This window comes from Bacillus sp. TE8-1 (assembly GCF_008368855.1).
In the GTDB taxonomy this organism is placed as follows: Bacteria; Bacillota; Bacilli; order Bacillales; family Bacillaceae_G; genus Bacillus_A; species Bacillus_A cereus.
In genome coordinates, this window is sequence record NZ_QPET01000001.1 from 36,954 (window position 1) to 55,023 (window position 18,070).

Genomic DNA, 18,070 nt, shown 5'->3' on the forward strand with positions numbered 1-18,070 from the left:
AATAAATTGAATGAGTGGGACATGAAACGTATCGAATAAGATGCGTTTTTTATTTTAGGAGGGAACTTTATGATGAAGGAAATGATTCAACAAAATACATTTGATCAAGAACAAACACCAGCGATGTTGCAATTAGAGACGGGAACTGTCTCATATACAGCTTTTTGTTTTGCAATGGCAGTAAATCGTCATCATCAAATCCAATTTGTAGTACTAGGTGGGAATGACAGTACATTAAAGTCATTTCGTGCTGCCATATCAATGGGAACTAGTCGCTTGTATTTTGGAGAAGGAAAAAAAAGAAGAATTACATTACGTGTTAGGAAAAAAAATGAATGTAATCTCTACTGGACAATTTGAGTTTATAAATACACAAACAGTAAATAGAAAAAAGGCAATTATTGCGTTTTCTAAAGAATTAGAAGAAAAGTATATTGTTGCAATTGATGAAGCGCCAGAAATGCAAGTAAGAGATTTCTTAATGACTCCTCCGTATGGTCTCCCAATCTTAGAAGAATGGGCGAAGCCAATTTATGAAGAGATGTTAACAAGAAATTTATTACAACCATTAAATGTGTATTTTGATAGGAATGAATTTACTTCTCTATCTATTGCGCAGGTAGCGTTAAAAGAAGAGGATTGTAAAGAGTTTTTATCAGAAATGATACTTACTGGAAAATGTCAATTCCCGCATGAGGGTACAGGTGAAAAAATCAATGAAATTAATGATTTAAATGAATATCTATTGGAATATTCACCTGTCATGCTTGATAAGGTAACAAAATTAGATGAGCCTTTACATCAACCGATGAAAGAACAGGCATTATCTCATTTTGATACATACCAAAGACCATTATTCCCTGTACAGGCACATGTAGCAACAGGTGCAGCAAAAGCATTACAAGTGCAAAAAGGGATCATTATACAAGGGGAAATGTCGAGCGGCAAAAGTGCAATTATGACAGCTACAGTAGATGGATATTTCCATTTGACAGGACAAAAAGGATATCGTACTTGCGTATTTGTTCCACCAACTCTAACTGAGAAGTGGGCAAAAGAAGAAATACGACACTTATTACCAAACGCAGAGATACACCTTATTAAACGCACAGAGGATCTTATTCGTATTCATCAATCTTGGATTCAGGCCGGGAGACCAAAGCCACAAAAAACAACCTTCTTTGTTATTAGTTTTACAACAATGCGAGGAGATTCTATCAAAATGATGCCATTATCTTATAAGCAGACTCCTCTTTCTAAAAAATCTGAGGAAGAGGTGCAAAGATATTATAAGAATGGCTACTACTGTCCAGATTGTGGTGCTAAGTTACGTAAAAAAACGTCTTCTATTATGGTTCAACAAGCTAATGGTGATCAGAAAGAAGTCTACCAGTATAAAGATTTCACAGGAAGTGACTTAGATTCGAAAACAAATAAAAACAGTGTATGTGCTGATTGTAATTCAAACATTTGGAGTCCAAAAGTAAAAACGAAATATGCGAGTTTTAAAGATTGGACCAAATATGAAAATAAATTAGTGCAAGCAATAAAAGAGGGAAATAAACCACTGCAAAAACAACTAGAGTTAGAGAATCGTGTGAAGCCATATGATGCGAAACAATCAGGACGAGCATATCGAAAGGTAGCTACTGTTGAGTATATCCGTAGAAAAATGAAACACTTCTTTGAAGCTTTAATTTGTGACGAAGTCCACGAATTAAAAAGTGAAACAGCACAAGGAACGGCCCTAGGAAGTTTAGCAAAGGTTTGTAAGAAAGTTGTAGTTGGAACCGGTACATTATTTGGTGGGCACGCAAGCGATGTATTCTATACATTATGGCGTTTATTCCCTCAAAAAATGGTGAAAAGTGGTTTTGGATATAATTCTTTAATGGAATGGAATGAAACTTATGGAAACATTGAGAGAACATATTACCATGATGGTGAGGTCACATCTAATATAGCTTCACGCGGAGCACAAGGTACATTAGATAAAACCAAGGTCGTACCTGGTATTTCACCTTATGTGTTTACTCAATTCTTAATGGATACAACCATTAATGTACGCTTAAAAGATGTTTGGCCAAATCCTGTAGAGTTAATTAATGTACCTACGATTCTTGTCGAGATGTCAGAAGAACAAAAACAGGCTTATGAGCATATGAAAGAGTCTTTTGAGAAGGCGATTGAAGGGGCGAAAGGTACACCAGATGTCGGGAAACTATGGCTCACTTATATTCGTACAGGAAATTCGTATCCAGATAATATGAACCACTATCCAAACTATCACTTAGATAATGCGGAAAGAGAATTAGTTTGGTCCAACGAGGAATTCAGATTTGATGAGGATTGTATACAACCGAAAGAGAAGAAGCTGCAAGAAATATTGCATACTGAAATCTCTGAAGGCCGTCCAACCATCATTTATGTATCTGATACAGGATCTACAGTGAAAGAACGAGACATTCAGCCTCGTTTACAAAAGGTTGCAGAGCAAGTACCTGGTGCAAAAGTAGCTATACTTCGCACGAATACAGTTACTCCTCCAAAGCGCAGTGCATGGTTAAAAGAGCAAGTGAAAAACGGTGTGAATGTCATTATCTGCTCGCAAGAATTGGTGAAAGTTGGGTTGGATTTGTTGGCGACACCATCGCTCATTTTCTACCAACTATCATTTAGCCTATTTACGTTAAATCAAGCTGCAAGAAGACACTGGCGTATTGGACAAACTAAGCAATGTAGAACCTTCTATCTGGGCTACAAAGAAACATTCCAAGCTCAGATGGCACAGTTAATTGCTCAGAAGAATAAAGCTGCTGAAGCAATGAATGGTGATGCAACAAGCGATGGACTGAATGCAATGCTTGGTGATACTGGAGGTTTACAGACTCTATTAATTCAAAACATTAAGAGTGGAAATCAATTAAAAGGTTCAACAGAGGAATGGACAAAAGCAGCATCTGATGAATCGAAACGCGTCCTTGCGAACAACGGTAATGTCATTACACCTGTATTTGAATCAATTGAAATTCAATTTACGAATTGGGTGGGAAAATTACCAGGAACTATGGATGTTGCATTTATGAAAGAAGTTCAATTTGTACAAAGGGCTGTTGAATGTATTAAAAAAGAGCAAGTACCTGGAGTTCGAGTGAAGCAGAATGTACTTGAAGTAGATGGAGAGATAGAGGATATCATTCGAACTTTAACAACAATGAATACTGATAAGCGTATGCTTGTACAAAAACAAGATATCACATTCTGGGATTCAGTTATTGTTGAAGTGGATTCCTCAAAAAAGAAAGAAAAACGAAAAAATAAAGTAATCGATGGACAGTATAAGTTTGATTTATTTGGATGATCGAGAGGGGAATATTATGTTTACGAAAATTTTTATTGGTCTATTTTGTTATGTGTTTTTGGTAGTTCGTAATTCAAGGGGAAAATTTCTAATAGAAGAAGCCAAGAAAAAAGAAATGGAAAATAAACCGGTGGAACGCCCTGTTTATTGGTGCCCAAGAGAAAATAAACCTATTGGAAGGGAACAAGAGCGTGTTACTGTTCCAACAAAAGAGATTACCTTAGAAAAGGATGTAGCAAGTATATATGATTTAGTTGCTACATCTGTTCATAAGAATTTGGGTGAGGAAGAGAGTGACAGGTTAAAATATGAGGATATAGAAGAAGTGGAGTATGCTGAAGATTTTCATCATACTCCACTCCTGAGGCTGTTTATGATATTCCTTTTCCAAGTGATGAGGATATACCAGTGGAATTATTAGAATATGAGGACATGTATCCACAACAAGAATATGTTTCAATTCCACCGGAAACGGAACACGTTTTTCCTGTTCAACAAGGAGTAGCTGACATTGAAGATATGGATTTTGTGAGGTGGACTGCAAAAGTAATAGAACAAGAACAAGGACTGACACGGGTCATAAATATGTCTAATAAGAAGCGTTATTGGATTCATACAGAGGGAGAGATATTACCGAAAAATCAATTACTGTATATGGAATTAGAGGTCGATTCACCTTATTCTTATACACTATTTGAATGGAGTAATAGATAACTAGGAAATATATAAATTTATTTCCTAGTTGTATTTTCTTAGTTAAATAGCATGATATACAGCATTTTCTCACTCATTTGTACAAGAATGAAACATTTTTTTATTTTTGTACAAATGAGTGGGACAGAATGATTCACCATATAAGAATATTCGACTATAATGAGGCATTGTACGTCATTGTAATATTAAAATGTATTAAGATTAAGTGATTATAATCTTAATACAGGAGAACTGAGAACTCTTCGCAATATTACAATGCTTAAAATAGATTAAATCCAAACATGAGGATTATATGAAGTGAAAAATATTTATGAGTTAAAAAAATAACAATTTTGAAAGGTGAATGTAAATGATTATTAATTCCCTAAGTAACAATGTAGTAGAAAAATTAGAACAAACGGTGCGCTATGAAAAGAAACAAGTTCAGGTATTACGTGTAAGTAAAAGTAGCTCAAATGTACATGCTTACATGATTTTTCCGGAATTCTCAGAGGTTAAAATTTCAAATACCGAACTGAATGAATATATAGAAAACCTGTCAACAAGCGTGAAGTATGTCATTGATCGCAAGCTGAGTCAACAAGAAATTGAAAAACAAAATCATTCTTTCATTATGACGTGTGAAGTCGAGGAAGATGGTGTAATAGATGATGAAACGATTCATTTTAATACGACATATGTAAAACCACCAACAATTGCAAATAAAGTATTTAAGTTGGTATGTGGATTAGGGAATCGCTTAGATAGCTTAAAAGAATTACATATTACAGTATTAAATAATAATATTAACCGAATTGAAATTGAGTTTTACAATGAAAATGAAACATATGTGGCAGTAGAAAAAGAAGAAATTGCAAATGCTATTATGGGAGCATATACGAAGGCAAATATCTATTATGCAGCAGATCTTTATTATGTTGCGGAAGGAAATCAAATCAAATTAAAAAGCGTTAAACCGAAATTAGCGGGTGATGTATGATGAAACAAGAAAAAGGGATGATTGCAGTCCTATGTACGCTCATTTTAATGATTTTACTACTTATGCCCTTACAAGCAGCTCAGGCTTCTGTAAAAGTAGATTTTAATAAATCGAACGGGAATGACCTTTCGTCATCCTTTCAAGAGGGATTGAATAATCGAGCGAAAAAAACAGAGAAAGATGATTCATTCGGCTCATCAATCATACAAAAGATTGAAGGTATGTATGCACCGGCTTTTAAAGTAGGAGTAAATATCTTTTCTATTTCATTCGTATTAGGCGTTATTGTTATGGTTATGGCATTAATTACAAAGAATGGTCAATGGATGAAGTGGGCGACTGGAAGTATGATTTTCTCGTTTATTAGCATGATGTCCATGAGACTAAGTGTGTACTTCTTGTTTAGTTCCGATGTATTTTCGTTTATGAACATCTTCACGGATTTTTTAGACCTGTTTAAAGCAACAGCACTTATTTTCACACCATTTATGTTAATTGCAGGTATTCGTTTAAGAAAGATTCATGAAAATACGAAACAGCCTGAGTATTATCGTTGGTCTAACCGTGTCATAACAGGATCTTGTTTGCTGTGTATGTTAGCCGTACTCGCTCCATGGCTATTTGCTAATATGTAAAGAACTATATATAAAGATAGGAAAGGTACTGAATCTACATTCAGTACCTTTTATCTACCCATTAAGTTCTTTCTTTCATATTCTTCAAATACTTCTTCTGAAATTGGCGATAGTATGCCGCTCAAATACACAGCGGTATATAAAAAGTATTGCTCATCCCTTGTTTTAATTGTATGAGTACCGTGTTCCTCATTGTTTGGAATAATTCGTTCAATTTTGAGTTGTTTTTTATCACAAATGATCTCTTTTACTCTATATAAATTATGTATCGGTAAACGATCAATATACAAACAAAGGTACTCTAGTAGAAATAGAATAACAGTCATTTGTAGAATGAAAGCAATTTTTAATAGAGTTGGTATGGATGCAAATAATACTAGAAATATAGAGACCAAGAAGATATTTAACTTTGAAAACCATTTTTCGTGTTGATTTAAAGAGATAATACTTTTCTTATTCGGAAACACCTGGAACCTTGTTATAAGAAAAATAATTACAAAGATTCCTTCATAACTAAACCAGGTTTTCCACTCTGTATCAGTAAGTTCTAGCAATATATATATGATACCGGTAGATACGATCAGTGGTACCAGCTGTACCAAACTAAATAGTATGGTATGTTCTAACATTCTTTTCTTGTAGATACGATTAGTAATTGAATCCAAGTTTCTTAACTCCTTCTGCAATTTTCATGATGACACCACCAATAAGAAGATGGTATTCGCCAATTCCTTTTTCATTTACGTACCAACACATATAGTGCCAGATTCCTTCTTTTGCACCATGGTCATGTAAAGGAAAAGGAGATGCGTATTTTTTAGATGACATATTATTATCACCGAAAGGTACCTGTTCTGCAAGTGCAAAACGTTTCTTCGAATCATTTATAATCCAACAACCATAGTTTACAGATCCATACCATATTGCGTCTTTATGAATTGGATCAATAGAAGGTTGTGCTGGATAGCTTTCAGCTAGTATTTGCGCTTTCTCTTCACGAAGTTGCTGATGTATGTGTGAATTCAATGGATCTTCCGTTCCGATTTCATAGGTTTCCTCAAAGTTACCACACTCATAAGGGACAAGGGGATTATTTGAATCAGCTGCTAATTGCAGACTGCAAGAATCTGATTTTGAAAGATAATATACACAGTCTTTGCAAGTGAAAAAGTTTGAAAAAGCTGAATCTGTTTCTTGTTCTGTTACAGTATTATCTACTACAAGTTTTAACATGTCTATCACAATCCTTTTTAGGCTAGTTCGTAAATTAATATAGACGTATCATATCATGCTTATAAACGAATGTAAATATTTACCAAATAAAAATAACCTTATTAATTTTGAAAGGACTGTTTGTATTGAATAGAAATCGAGAATATATTGCTTTGCGAAATTCTATATTAATAGGTTGGTTACTGACATGCATCGTAATAGGCCTATCTATCTATTTTTCTTCTTTTGTTTATTTATTAATCGGATGTTTCATTCTATCGTTAAAATACGGATTAATAGGTACCGTGAAAAATGTGGAAAAACGTTTGCCTACCTGGGCCAACTTTGGCGTCATTGAAAAACCAGTGAATCGAAGAGTGACTAGACCTTTTCAGTTTCGAGGTGGGCTCCTTGTTTCATTAGCATTAGGATTCGTAGAGATGGTGATTAAAGGCTTATGTATCTCATATTTTATTTTAGGATTAGAAACGCATGTATATCGTTTAATGCGCAGAAACGCAAAGATGTAAAAAGGGGGCTTCTATTATGAACGTATTGATATTTGAATTAATTCTCATTGCGGTTCTGATTCCGTTGAATATTGTTGTGAAAAAACATGTACCAAAATGGAAAGGAAAAGCTGGAGAGAAACTGGTAAAACGTATACTAAGTAAATTAGATCCAAAAAGTTACTTTGTGTTACATAATGTGACGGTTTATACGGAGTTCGGTGATACAACGCAAATTGACCATATTGTTATCGCTGAAACAGGTGTATTTGTTGTAGAGACAAAGAACTATGAAGGATGGATCTATGGAAGTGAGAAAGCGGCAAGGTGGAAACAGGGTATTTTTAGAAAGAAATCCTCTTTTCAAAATCCATTTCGACAAAACTATAAGCATATAAAAGCAATTGAATGGGTGATGGAACAACAGTTGCCGTTTGCCAGTTTACCGGAGCAGTTTCAGGGGATTCGTGAGATTATCCAGGAACAAAACAAAATCCAAAACCACTCCTGGATCAACAACAATTAGAAGAAATAGGGCGAATTTTAAACCAATCTTTATGTAGGGAAGAAGAAATACATATAAGCTATTATCGGCAGGGATATATTCACCATGAAATGGTAACGGTAATAAAAATTGATCAATATACAAGAGAAGTGATTACCACTGACGCTTTCCGGAATCGAAGTATATTTACAATTGGGGAAATAGTAGATTGTTGTCTTGAAAAGTAATGTGGATAAGAATAACGTAAAAAGCGCAAGAAAAACATTTGATTGTTTATTCTTGCGCTTTTTACGTTAGTTAATATTTATAAATTGTGATATCTATATCCACGTTCTCTGAATTATAGAAGTAAAAAACTAATGCATCAGGAGTTAAATTTTGTCCCATAAAAAATATCTTTTTATTATCAGGAATTTTGAATCCAGCCCAATTGTAAGATCTTTTGATTTCAACAGGGTTAGTTTCATTTGTTTTAATTGTTTTTTGCTCGCTTTCTAATAAATCAGGATTAAAATTTTTTAAATGTTCTATGTTGAAAAACAATATGATCCCTCCGACATTCTGTTGAAATGATTTAATAAACAAAATTAGTTTGCCAGATTTTCCAATAATTATACGTCAAAACTTAAAGAGGATATATTAAAAAGTAAAGAGAAAATGAGAAAGTAACCCTTGATCCCAGGGGTTACTTTTTTCTTATCGCATCATTACAGGAGGAAAGAAGTGAATAGAAATGTGTTTAGTATTGAAAACATATCGTGTAACGACGAATATATGTACAAATATTTATAGAATGATTGCCGAGATTGCAATTTTAAGACGATTATCTTTTGTTTGGTGTACACTCTATCGTTAAATCGCTTGAAATGACAGATTATTAAAAGAAGGATTACTCTCAATGTCAGTGGCTTCTATTTTTTGTTTTATATATTTTTCAATTCCATCTTCATAAGGTATTTCAATATTATCATGAAATTTCACTACGACTTTCTGTTGCGGATTACTCATTTTTTAGTACTCCTTTTTTGTAAATTGCATGTAATTAATAGGAAACATCAACTACCTTTTGTAATTCTAGCCTACCGATACCACAAATCCACTTCTCCGTCTGGATTAGCATTACTTGCGATAATAGTATGCTGTCCGCAATCTATTATCAAGTTATTTACTTCCCAGGACAGAGGAATGTTATCTCCATCCGAAATTGATGCATTTTCAGCAAGGGAAACTTTTATGTTGATATTGGTCATAGCAGTAAAGTCCGTATTTGGATAATCTGAGCATTGCTGGATTTCATAACATTCCAGTGTTTCGGTTGCCACAACTAGTTCTGAAATATTGTTAATGGACAGTTCGGTATTTTCAATTCCATGGAAATGGCATTTATAACTAAAGGAGCCGTCTAATTGCCTTGTTAGTAACATTCTTCCGTCTAAAGTATCCCCCTCATTCACAGCTACTGGTTTTGTATAACGAGCGTTTCCATTACTTTCTACAAACCAAGATGCAACTGACCAGAAATTACCACCTCCTGCAGCTGAAGGACCCCATTGTAAGACAGGCTGTAGAATATAGCTATATTGTGCGTCCATCAACCCGTTGAATAGGAAGATGGTCTGTCCAGACTGTGTGGTGGGAGCCGGCGGCACAGTCCAGACAGTTGAGAAAAAGTTATACGGTTTGCCTATTCTATTAGTGAACGATGAAGAGGTAATCCAACCACTCACAAGTTCAGAATCTTGGAGAGTAGGCGGACTAAGTGGTAGCTCAATGTCTGTATCTGTTCTTAGGTCAAGTTTTCGAGCTTCGTTGCCATCCCAATTTATTTCTTGTCCCTTTTCTAGTCTGTGTATCAATGATGGATGTCGGTAACCTCCTGGCGTGAGAGCCAGATTATTTGAACGAAGAGGGTTGATAACAGCGTCGCTAGGAATCAGGCGGATATCTTTGTTATTGTTAGGGGTGGACATTGCAATTCCTCCTTTATTTTTGAGTGTAATAATCAATAACTATATCTTTTGATAAGGAAAAAATTTTATACTAGGGTTCACCATATATACCCATCAACTTAAGCTCAAAAATAAGATAAACTTACATTTAAATAAATAAAGAAATTTTTAAAATATGTGTTTTCTTTAAAAATAAGCATACGAAATAAACCCTAACGGGTTTCATTTTTTTACTTATGCAGCTGGATTAGTCAACACGTAGCAAGCGATTCTCTTACTCGATTATGTAGTCAGCTTTATGTAAATACAGCTACACTCTCATGAGTCCGGAAGGACTGAATCAAAGCTTTAATCCAGCAGCTGTCACATTTCTTCGAGAAGTCTTTACTTCTCTTTTCACACAAAAGCTCTGTTCAAATCACTCACTTTCTGCACATATAATCTCTACTTTCAATCGTATCCGTATTCTAGATGCAACAGTGTTTCAACTACCTGATTAATTCGCTACTGACTATCAAGGTTCAGATGGAGTAGTAATAAGGCAGGCGTGAAAATTTAATTAGAATATGATTTACTTAGTGGTCAATTCCTTAACGTGCAGCTTGGACTAGGAAAGAATAATGATAAAACATATGGTACCATCTGTCTTGAAACCGTAGAAGCAGGCGATTTGTGTTTACGTACTCTTGGTTACTTCGATTTAGGGTTTCTTTGCCCATCTCCCGGAAAGGGAGATTGATACAAATTATTCCGAATTTGTGATGGTACCGTTTTGGATTACCTGGATCATTTGGTGCTGGTAAAACAACCATATGTATGATAACAACGAGCTTTCTTAGTCTATCTGAAGGATTACTAATTGATTCTGTAACATAAATGTGTTCGTTTTTGGTACAATATTTCTTTTTAAATTCTAAACGAGATTGTATTGAATTTAGATGTAACTAAATACTGTCTCAAAAGTAATTTGTCACAATATAAATCTTCTACCTTTTTGTTACGTTGATAAATTTATAATTGGTATTTTCTGTCTTATCCCCCTTTTTCGGGGGGCATAGAAACCCATGTAGGGATAAATTCCCACTTATTGTGATAGAATTGTACACATTATTAGTAATAATATAAATACGAAAAGGGGAAACAACGATGAATGAACCAAAGCACATGTTAATTACGTATAGTTCCGAAAAAGCAGAGTCTGGACACGTAGATCCGAATTTCACAAAATTGGTGTACGGAAACAGTAAAAAAAATGGTGAAGTGATTAGAAATAACATAACACCAGGTTCTTATATCTTTTTTAATACCCGAATTGATAATAAAAGATATATTACTTCGTATTTTTATGTAGAAAAAATGTTATTTAAGGATGAACATGATCAAGAAATTAAGGGATTAGGTTGCAGTGCTTCAGAGGATGCGGTAATCGTTATTGGAAGCAGAACATTTTCTAAAATTTTAACAATTCCACTTGTGCTAGATCGAAAAATGATAGGTAAAATTACATCTTTGAGAGCAGATTCGAAATACTTCGCAGCAAAAGAGAAAAAAGGTATAGGTGAACTGGAGGCAATTAAAGATAAAACGTTAAATCCAGCCATTATCACAGAAGAAGAAAAGGAAATGCTAATTGATTTATGTGAAAATAGAGGTTGATCTTGTATAACCTAATAAAAAACGATGAATCTCAGGATTCGTCTTTTTTCACTTCTTCTAGTAGTAATTGATTTGTTACTTATTTATATAATGGGATAGCACCAACAAAACGCGAATTTCGTACGCTAAGGAACCGACTTTTTAATTTGGGTGTTTTTCTGAAATTAGAGGATTTATGGACAAGGATAGAAGGCCCCGCTTGTAGCCTGTACACCTCCACCTTTGATTGGATCAACATCATCATATATTTGTCCAGTGATTTCTTCAGCATGACTTTTTTCCTTTCTATCATCAGTACATCTAATATCTAGTTCATGTATGTTCACACTAGTCCATAAAGAACCTCCATGAGTATTTTTGAATTCAAACTGAAGCAATGGTCCTGGATCATGATTACGATCTGCAAAAATAGTATGATATCTTCCTAATGAAACCGTATATGAAAACGTCATTCTATCCCTTCGATCCCCTTTAATGATAGTAAGTATTGGATTTTTCAATGTAACTAAAACTACACTCTCGTCATCTGCCCATACTATGTCCCAATCTTCAAATGGGAAAGAGAGAGATGCTAAAGTCCCTTCCGGTCTTACACTTGGTATGGCTTTATTTGCTAAAGAAGCTTTTTCTATATCCTTCATTCTATTTAATACACCTCTCTTGAAATTTATTCATTTTTTATTATTTACACCAAGTAGAAAATTTATGTAATTATGTCCTCAAATAATAATGGAACCTTCTTAACGTACAGAAAAATCAAGTTTTTTAAATGCAAAAGTCCTTAGCGTACGAAATTCGCGTTATGTTGGCGGGACTCCATAATGTTTCAGCCCCTTGGCGTGCGCTCCAAGGGGCTGATTTTCGAGAACTTTTATTTTTGAGCATATCAATGAAATACTGGAGTATATGACTAAAATATTTTATAACAATATATTAGGTTTTTCAATGATTTATAGAGAAAAGTATCTCAAAAACGAAGGGGAAAATAATCATCTTTTTATCTCATTTATATTTTCAGCTTATGATTAATTATTGTGATGAATGTATATTTGGTACTGAAGAAATGAAGCTTGACCCTGCGGCTCGACAGAATCATCTACCCTATATATGCCTATTATGCATTTTAACGTTTCGGTACTTCGTTCCCATTCAGTTTTGAAAGATGTTGGTATCCAATTAAAAAAGGGATTTTTCAGATAAACATTGGATTGAAAAGGTTTTTCAATTTCACATATATACTCATCATCTGTTTTTGTTGGGACACACTTACTTATAAACGGTTCTATCAACTGAAATTTACCCAGTTGATTAATGTTGGGAGGAATAAGAAATTCAGTGGTGAAATTAGCTGATCCAATAACTGTAGGTACCCCAATGATATTGTTTAATTTCTGATTGAGAGTTATTGTAACAGGGTCAGCTCCCGCCGAAAAAATATCAATTCCGATATTTCCTAAAACAATTGTTAATGTACCAGTGCCGATAGGAATATCTAGACGTTGGACATCATCGTTGTCTATATTAATCGTAATATTCCCCATAAGAACCCTCCTTTAATTATTTGAATTTAGTGGCCTTATAAATCTCTTTTAATAATGTAACTTTCTTAATGGTTTAAATCCGTTATTCCCTAAAGATTCGCAGATGTAAAACAAGTTGAAACTTTTCATATTTACATCCAAAAATCATATTCATCTACGTTTTTGCCTAGCTTTTTTAGCCCTTTGATTATTTGAGTTATCGTTGAAAACTTAGGTTTATATCTTTTGTCATTACAAAGTTTAGAAATAGTACCTGTACTTAACTTAGATGTTCTTTCTAGTTCGATTTGTGCTATTCCATTTCGATCAAGAAAACGGCCAAATTTAGTGCGTTTTTTTCCTAGCCCGTACACTTGTATCACCTCATCAACATCTTGGCCTATTTCTCATTTTTTTAAACTTAGGAAAAAATTTTAAAACTAAGAAAAAAAGTAAGAAAATGTACAAGCTGTACGCAATATGATGTACCAAAGTAACTATCAAAGTATTTATAAAGGTACTTATTAAAGTTACCCTATCAAGGTTTTTTGTTCATAAATCCATTTGTAATCAGTAGTTTGAAATTTGTTTATAAAGGGGGATAAGGTATGAGCAGTAGGATGAGGATTGAAGAAACTTGTGAGTATTGTAAATGTCTTTTATCAGAGTGGTTATTTTGGAAATGGGAAGGAAAGAAGTATTGTTCAGAGTTTTGTGTAGAATGTGATAAATAGTAAAGGGGACGGGTTTATGCTTACGAGAAAACAAGTAATTCCATTTTGCTCTTTTGTAGATGAATCGTATAAGAATAGTAAACAACAAGCAAAAAAATACAATTCTATAAGTCCATTGGCTTTTTTCCATATGTCAGATCAAATGATGGGCACCTATATTGCAGTTGGTGCAATAGGTAGTGTATTGATTGGTACAGTTTTATTGGAGAAGTACCTGGTACGGAAAGATTATATAACGGAAGCTAAATTTGTCAGTGATGTAATTTTTCATGGAACCCGTATAAGTGGGATTTGTTTAATTGGTTATTTGTTCATTAGAACAATAATAATGTTTTAGGAGGACTATATGGGGATTATAAAAGACTGGATATATAAACGAAGTCTAAGGAATCGGCTTATAGAGGTATTTAATAAGAGTGGTTTATATATTGAGCATCAAACAAGAGGGGGAAAACTTATTATATATCCTCAAATCCATGATGTTATTTGTTCAAATGAAAAGACACGGTATGTATTTACGATTCCAAATGGATTAGACCCAGCGATGATTAAGAAAAAGTGGTTTTGTTTTCAACAAGTATTTGGGGCAAATACTGAGATTGAAGGTAATATTAAAAGGTTTGTATTGAATGTATTTCATACAAATACAGGAATGCAGCCATATAATTATAGTTATAAAATGTGGGAGCCATTATTAAAAAAATATTGTCTTCCTATAGTAGTAGGCCGCGATCAATCGGGAAACCTGGTTGTATATGATATGGCAGGTGCGAATACACCTCATCTTTTAATTGCAGGGGAAACGGGAAGTGGTAAGAGTAGTATGGTGCGTGTCGTTTTATCTACGCTCATACATTATATGTCTCCAGATAAATTACATTTGTATTTGGGCGATTTAAAGAACTCTGAATTTCATTTCTTACGAAGAGTGCAACATGTAAAACAGGTTTGTATGGAAGAAGTTGAAATGGATATTATGATTCAAAAAGTTTGGAAGGAGATAAAAGAACGAAGAAAGATTATGGAAGAATACGAAGTTGATCATATCGATGAGTATAATAGGTTGTTTCCTGGTAATCAAAAGCCATATATACTAATAACGGTCTGATGTTGACCATGTGGTGAACATATGTGACACGGACAGCGATGGAGAGCTAATTTATAGGGAAGTGTACGAATATGCCGGTGTGAATAAAAAGCAATCTTGCGTATATAAATCCTCCTTTGAAGCTGCAGAACTAGAAGCCTCTCAACCGATTAGAAAGCGCGTCTAAATATGATGGACTAGCTTATTCTGCTAAAGCAAGGCAGTATCTGGATTATCTATTAGGGATAAATATAACCAGGGGATACACCACAAAATTAGAATAAAATAAATTCTTATTGTCATCTGTCCATGTACAAATGTGTTGTACAGCCTCGTATATTTAGGGGTTATTTCCATTATTATTTTTCAATTGATAGATATTGTTCCTTCAGAATTTTTACTGGATCTTTTGTTATATTTTTTACTTTCATTAAGTGTGTTGGGCTGTGTTTTTATATTTATCAACAGAAACAGGAAAAATTACTAATATGAGTTAGGCTTTTTATCTTGTTCTGTTAGACAATTGGACAAAATATTTCTTTTAATAAGTAAAATTAATATACTGATTATGAAGGAATATAGTCAAACTAACAGCCAGGTATATTTAAGTAGACCACATAAAATGATTTATTTATTATAAAAACTTAAGGGATTCAAATTTAAAACTCACACATTATGATTTATCTTTTGTCAAAATATGTGGGTTTCTTCTAATTGTTCACTGAATAGCTATGGCAATATTTATCCTCATATACTCTTCAATAACTTGCACACAAGATAGTTTTTATCACTGGATTCGAACAGGAAGTGCATTCTGAACAAAGCCTAAAGTTCTAAGCAAATAAGAAATGTTTAATATATTATTTTTTAGTATAAAGCAATTACATTTGTTAAACATATTAAGGATATAATTCTTATAATTTAGGGAGTACGCTAGATTATACATTGGGGGTAATATGTTTGGAAAAATATTCAAATCAAATGAATTTGAACAGTACAGATTTTAATCATGAAAAATATCTAAAAGAGCCGATTGGAATGTTTTCTTCTGGGGTGTTATTAGAAACAAAATCAAAAATAGATATACATCCTTCACCTAAGATAAGATCGAATTATTATAACATATATCAAAAACCCTTGACTTTAGAGCGCCCTCAGTTGATAGAAGAAAAATATTCTATGGCAGATTTAATTAAATTGAACAATGAACAGTTAGTAAATTTATTGGTAACTATTGAATGGGAGCAAATCACAGATTTATTTCAGTTTAATGATGCAGCGGTAACATTTTATAATGATTTAGGGCGTATAGAAGAACTAATAAATGCTTTATATACAAGAGGGAAATTATATACTAAAGATGATGCAATGGGAATTGAAACACTGGTGGAAGTTATTCGTGCTGGTTTTTATTTAGCGTTTTATTATGTGGAATTTAGTCAATTAAATCAAAGATCTTTTCATGACAAGTGTTTACCCGCTTTGAAAGCAATTGCTGCCAACCCCAATTTTACATGGGGAACAAAAGTACAAAGTACAATTATACAAGAATATGGTCTCTTGATTAATAATGCATCTTGTGATGTTGAGGTAGTTAATTTGGTCTATCCTATTCTAAAAGAGTACTATGATAATTTAGATAAATTCATTGAAAATTCTGAAATAGGAGCTGCTGTGTATGCTCTTTTATCAGGTGTTAATTATGATTTAGAAACTTATTTATTACAAACAGGTAGTAAACCTGAGGATACAATATGGTATGGAAAGATTGATGAATTTATTAATGTAGTTATTAATTTTGCTTTACTAGGAAACGTTACACAAAAAAATTCTTGGATTATTAATAATGGTATTTATCATATAGCTAACCTGGGTAAATTTCATAGTACACCAAATAAAGGGAATCGAGTATTAACAAACGTTTTGGTGATATATCCTTATTTAAGTGAACAATACTTGTGGGCTGTGGACAGAATTTCATTTGTCTATGGAGGGATAGATGCGGATGGTAATGTAATTGAACATGAAAAGATTGTTGAAGAAGGAAAGGGATATTATTTACCTAAAACATATATGTTTGATAATAATTCCATTGTTTTTAGAACAGGAAATGAAATAACTGAAGAAACGGTTAAACGATTATACTGGGCAATAAAAGAAGTAAAGGCACAATTTCATCGTATAATAGTAAGTGATGAGCCAATTGAAAATGAGGGTAATAGTGAAATTCTGGTGAATGTTATTTATAACAATCCTAATGAATATCAATTGAATCGTCTACTATATGTGTATGATACAAACAATGGTGGGATTTACATTGAAAAAATTGGTACACTTTTTACATATGATCGTACATCAAAAGAAAGTATTTACAGCTTAGAAGACTTAGTTCGACATGAATTTACCCACTATTTACAGGGAAGATATGTAGTACCTGGTTTATGGGGAGATAGTGATATATACAATAATGAGCGCCTTACATGGTTTGAAGAGGGTAATGCAGAATTTCTTGCGGGAGCAACGCGTATGAATAATATTCTACCAAGAAGAAGTGTTATCGAAGGTCTTTCTTCCAATCAGGGGGATAGCTATTCAGCATTACAAGTATTACACGCGAGATATGGGATGCGAAATTTATATAATTACTGTTTTGCAATGCAATCTCATATGTATAATAACCATGTTGATATATTTAATAAAATATACAGTTTAATTCGTACAAATGATGTAGTAGGCTATGATGCTTATATTGAATCATTAGGAAAGGACGAAATATTTAATCAGGGTTATCAAGCATACGTACAAATGCTAAAAAGTAACCAAGAACAATACCCTAACCCGAGAGTATCAGGCGACTATCTGTTACAACATTATCCGAAATTAATGTCAGAGGTTGCTAAAATGATTCAAGAGGAATTTGATCTTACAAGTATAGTTATAAAAAAGTATCGTTCCCAATTCTTCAATACATTTACATTGTGTGGGAGTTATATAGGTGGAGTTTCTAAAGGAGAACATGAAGACTGGAAAGTGATGAATAAAGTAGTAGATAATGGATTAAAATATCTTACTGAAGAAGCATGGAGTGGTTATAGAACTTTGACTGCATATTTTAAGAATTATCGTGTCAATTCATCCAATCAGTTTGAGTATGATGTTGTTATTCATGGTGTTAATACGGAAGAGGATGGGTAATAAAATTATTACGA

General features: G+C 33.4%; 14 protein-coding genes and 7 pseudogenes. 13 read left to right on the forward strand and 8 right to left on the reverse strand.

What is annotated here, in order from left to right; genetic code table 11:
* The first annotated feature begins 69 nt into the window (after positions 1 to 69).
* The 4 genes and pseudogenes from DN404_RS00175 to DN404_RS00190 all read left to right on the forward strand — a co-directional run bounded on the left by DN404_RS00175 (position 70) and on the right by DN404_RS00190 (position 5,689).
* Positions 70 to 3,361, forward strand: a pseudogene (locus tag DN404_RS00175) (DEAD/DEAH box helicase).
* Between the two features lie 16 nt (positions 3,362 to 3,377).
* A pseudogene (locus DN404_RS00180) lies at positions 3,378 to 4,075 on the forward strand (transposase).
* Positions 4,076 to 4,424: 349 nt separating this feature from the next.
* Positions 4,425 to 5,054, forward strand: coding sequence for a hypothetical protein (locus DN404_RS00185; protein ID WP_149214511.1), 630 nt, complete (start codon positions 4,425 to 4,427; stop codon positions 5,052 to 5,054).
* Entirely contained in the window at positions 5,054 to 5,689 is a 636-nt protein-coding gene (locus DN404_RS00190; RefSeq protein WP_149214657.1) for a hypothetical protein, read from the forward strand. Before DN404_RS00185 ends, DN404_RS00190 begins: the two co-directional genes overlap by 1 nt.
* Positions 5,690 to 5,739: 50 nt before the next feature.
* Here the strand turns inward: DN404_RS00190 and DN404_RS00195 are convergent, their stop codons facing one another.
* Positions 5,740 to 6,318: a hypothetical protein gene (locus DN404_RS00195; protein ID WP_080450259.1), complete on the reverse strand. Its 579-nt coding sequence runs from the start codon at positions 6,316 to 6,318 to the stop codon at positions 5,740 to 5,742.
* A 19-nt stretch (positions 6,319 to 6,337) separates the two neighbouring features.
* Positions 6,338 to 6,922: a hypothetical protein gene (locus DN404_RS00200; protein ID WP_149214512.1), complete on the reverse strand. Its 585-nt coding sequence runs from the start codon at positions 6,920 to 6,922 to the stop codon at positions 6,338 to 6,340.
* Positions 6,923 to 7,047: 125 nt separating this feature from the next.
* On the opposite strand from DN404_RS00200, the gene DN404_RS00205 reads away from it, so the two are divergent.
* The 3 genes and pseudogenes from DN404_RS00205 (at position 7,048) to DN404_RS30355 (ending at position 8,142) form a co-directional block, all read left to right on the forward strand.
* A complete protein-coding gene (locus DN404_RS00205; RefSeq protein ID WP_149214513.1) occupies positions 7,048 to 7,431 on the forward strand; it encodes a hypothetical protein in 384 nt (127 codons plus the stop codon).
* Positions 7,432 to 7,447: 16 nt separating this feature from the next.
* Positions 7,448 to 7,855 (forward strand): annotated as a pseudogene (locus DN404_RS00210) (nuclease-related domain-containing protein); the annotation flags it as partial.
* Positions 7,838 to 8,142: pseudogene (locus DN404_RS30355) on the forward strand (YolD-like family protein). The pseudogenes DN404_RS00210 and DN404_RS30355, both read left to right, overlap by 18 nt.
* 70 nt (positions 8,143 to 8,212) lie before the next feature.
* Here DN404_RS30355 and DN404_RS00215 read toward each other — a convergent pair.
* The 3 genes from DN404_RS00215 to DN404_RS00220 form a co-directional block, all read right to left on the reverse strand.
* Positions 8,213 to 8,458: a hypothetical protein gene (locus tag DN404_RS00215; RefSeq protein WP_149214514.1), complete on the reverse strand. Its 246-nt coding sequence runs from the start codon at positions 8,456 to 8,458 to the stop codon at positions 8,213 to 8,215.
* Between the two features lie 309 nt (positions 8,459 to 8,767).
* Entirely contained in the window at positions 8,768 to 8,923 is a 156-nt protein-coding gene (locus DN404_RS30360) for a hypothetical protein (RefSeq protein WP_179951838.1), read from the reverse strand.
* Positions 8,924 to 8,994: 71 nt separating this feature from the next.
* Positions 8,995 to 9,885 (reverse strand): hypothetical protein, encoded by an 891-nt coding sequence (locus tag DN404_RS00220; protein WP_149214515.1) that lies wholly within the window; start codon positions 9,883 to 9,885, stop codon positions 8,995 to 8,997.
* A 213-nt stretch (positions 9,886 to 10,098) separates the two neighbouring features.
* Here DN404_RS00220 and DN404_RS00225 point away from each other — a divergent pair.
* A pseudogene (locus DN404_RS00225) lies at positions 10,099 to 10,576 on the forward strand (IS4 family transposase); the annotation flags it as partial.
* A gap of 434 nt (positions 10,577 to 11,010) precedes the next feature.
* Positions 11,011 to 11,520, forward strand: coding sequence for a hypothetical protein (locus DN404_RS00230; protein ID WP_149214516.1), 510 nt, complete (start codon positions 11,011 to 11,013; stop codon positions 11,518 to 11,520).
* 173 nt (positions 11,521 to 11,693) lie between these two features.
* Here DN404_RS00230 and DN404_RS00235 read toward each other — a convergent pair whose 3' ends face one another.
* The 3 genes from DN404_RS00235 to DN404_RS00245 form a co-directional block, all read right to left on the reverse strand.
* A complete protein-coding gene (locus tag DN404_RS00235) occupies positions 11,694 to 12,161 on the reverse strand; it encodes a hypothetical protein (RefSeq protein ID WP_149214517.1) in 468 nt (155 codons plus the stop codon).
* A gap of 384 nt (positions 12,162 to 12,545) precedes the next feature.
* On the reverse strand, positions 12,546 to 13,061 hold the full coding sequence (locus tag DN404_RS00240; protein WP_149214518.1) for a hypothetical protein: 516 nt from the start codon (positions 13,059 to 13,061) through the stop codon (positions 12,546 to 12,548).
* Between the two features lie 131 nt (positions 13,062 to 13,192).
* Positions 13,193 to 13,414 carry a transcriptional regulator gene (locus DN404_RS00245; RefSeq protein WP_088294478.1) on the reverse strand — a complete coding sequence of 74 codons (222 nt, stop codon included), beginning with the start codon at positions 13,412 to 13,414 and terminating at the stop codon, positions 13,193 to 13,195.
* A 376-nt stretch (positions 13,415 to 13,790) separates the two neighbouring features.
* Here DN404_RS00245 and DN404_RS00250 point away from each other — a divergent pair, with 376 nt between their 5' ends.
* The 4 genes and pseudogenes from DN404_RS00250 to DN404_RS00265 all read left to right on the forward strand — a co-directional run bounded on the left by DN404_RS00250 (position 13,791) and on the right by DN404_RS00265 (position 18,056).
* Positions 13,791 to 14,111, forward strand: coding sequence for a hypothetical protein (locus DN404_RS00250; protein ID WP_149214519.1), 321 nt, complete (start codon positions 13,791 to 13,793; stop codon positions 14,109 to 14,111).
* 9 nt (positions 14,112 to 14,120) lie between these two features.
* Positions 14,121 to 14,879: pseudogene (locus DN404_RS00255) on the forward strand (FtsK/SpoIIIE domain-containing protein); the annotation flags it as partial.
* Positions 14,875 to 15,142 (forward strand): annotated as a pseudogene (locus DN404_RS30800) (type IA DNA topoisomerase); the annotation flags it as partial. The pseudogenes DN404_RS00255 and DN404_RS30800, both read left to right, overlap by 5 nt.
* Before the next feature lie 679 nt (positions 15,143 to 15,821).
* Positions 15,822 to 18,056 (forward strand): collagenase, encoded by a 2,235-nt coding sequence (locus tag DN404_RS00265; RefSeq protein WP_149214520.1) that lies wholly within the window; start codon positions 15,822 to 15,824, stop codon positions 18,054 to 18,056.
* The last annotated feature ends 14 nt before the right edge of the window (positions 18,057 to 18,070 follow it).

Excerpts from the sequence above, each read along its gene's own strand:
- DN404_RS30360 (WP_179951838.1), bottom strand. The coding sequence starts at position 8,923 with ATGAGTAATCCGCAACAGAAAGTCGTAGTGAAATTTCATGATAATATT.
- DN404_RS00190 (WP_149214657.1), top strand. The coding sequence starts at position 5,054 with ATGAAACAAGAAAAAGGGATGATTGCAGTCCTATGTACGCTCATTTTA.
- DN404_RS00250 (WP_149214519.1), top strand. The coding sequence starts at position 13,791 with ATGCTTACGAGAAAACAAGTAATTCCATTTTGCTCTTTTGTAGATGAA.
- DN404_RS00240 (WP_149214518.1), bottom strand. The coding sequence starts at position 13,061 with ATGGGGAATATTACGATTAATATAGACAACGATGATGTCCAACGTCTA.
- DN404_RS00235 (WP_149214517.1), bottom strand. The coding sequence starts at position 12,161 with ATGAAGGATATAGAAAAAGCTTCTTTAGCAAATAAAGCCATACCAAGT.
- DN404_RS00185 (WP_149214511.1), top strand. The coding sequence starts at position 4,425 with ATGATTATTAATTCCCTAAGTAACAATGTAGTAGAAAAATTAGAACAA.
- DN404_RS00200 (WP_149214512.1), bottom strand. The coding sequence starts at position 6,922 with ATGTTAAAACTTGTAGTAGATAATACTGTAACAGAACAAGAAACAGAT.
- DN404_RS00220 (WP_149214515.1), bottom strand. The coding sequence starts at position 9,885 with ATGTCCACCCCTAACAATAACAAAGATATCCGCCTGATTCCTAGCGAC.
- DN404_RS00230 (WP_149214516.1), top strand. The coding sequence starts at position 11,011 with ATGAATGAACCAAAGCACATGTTAATTACGTATAGTTCCGAAAAAGCA.
- DN404_RS00195 (WP_080450259.1), bottom strand. The coding sequence starts at position 6,318 with ATGTTAGAACATACCATACTATTTAGTTTGGTACAGCTGGTACCACTG.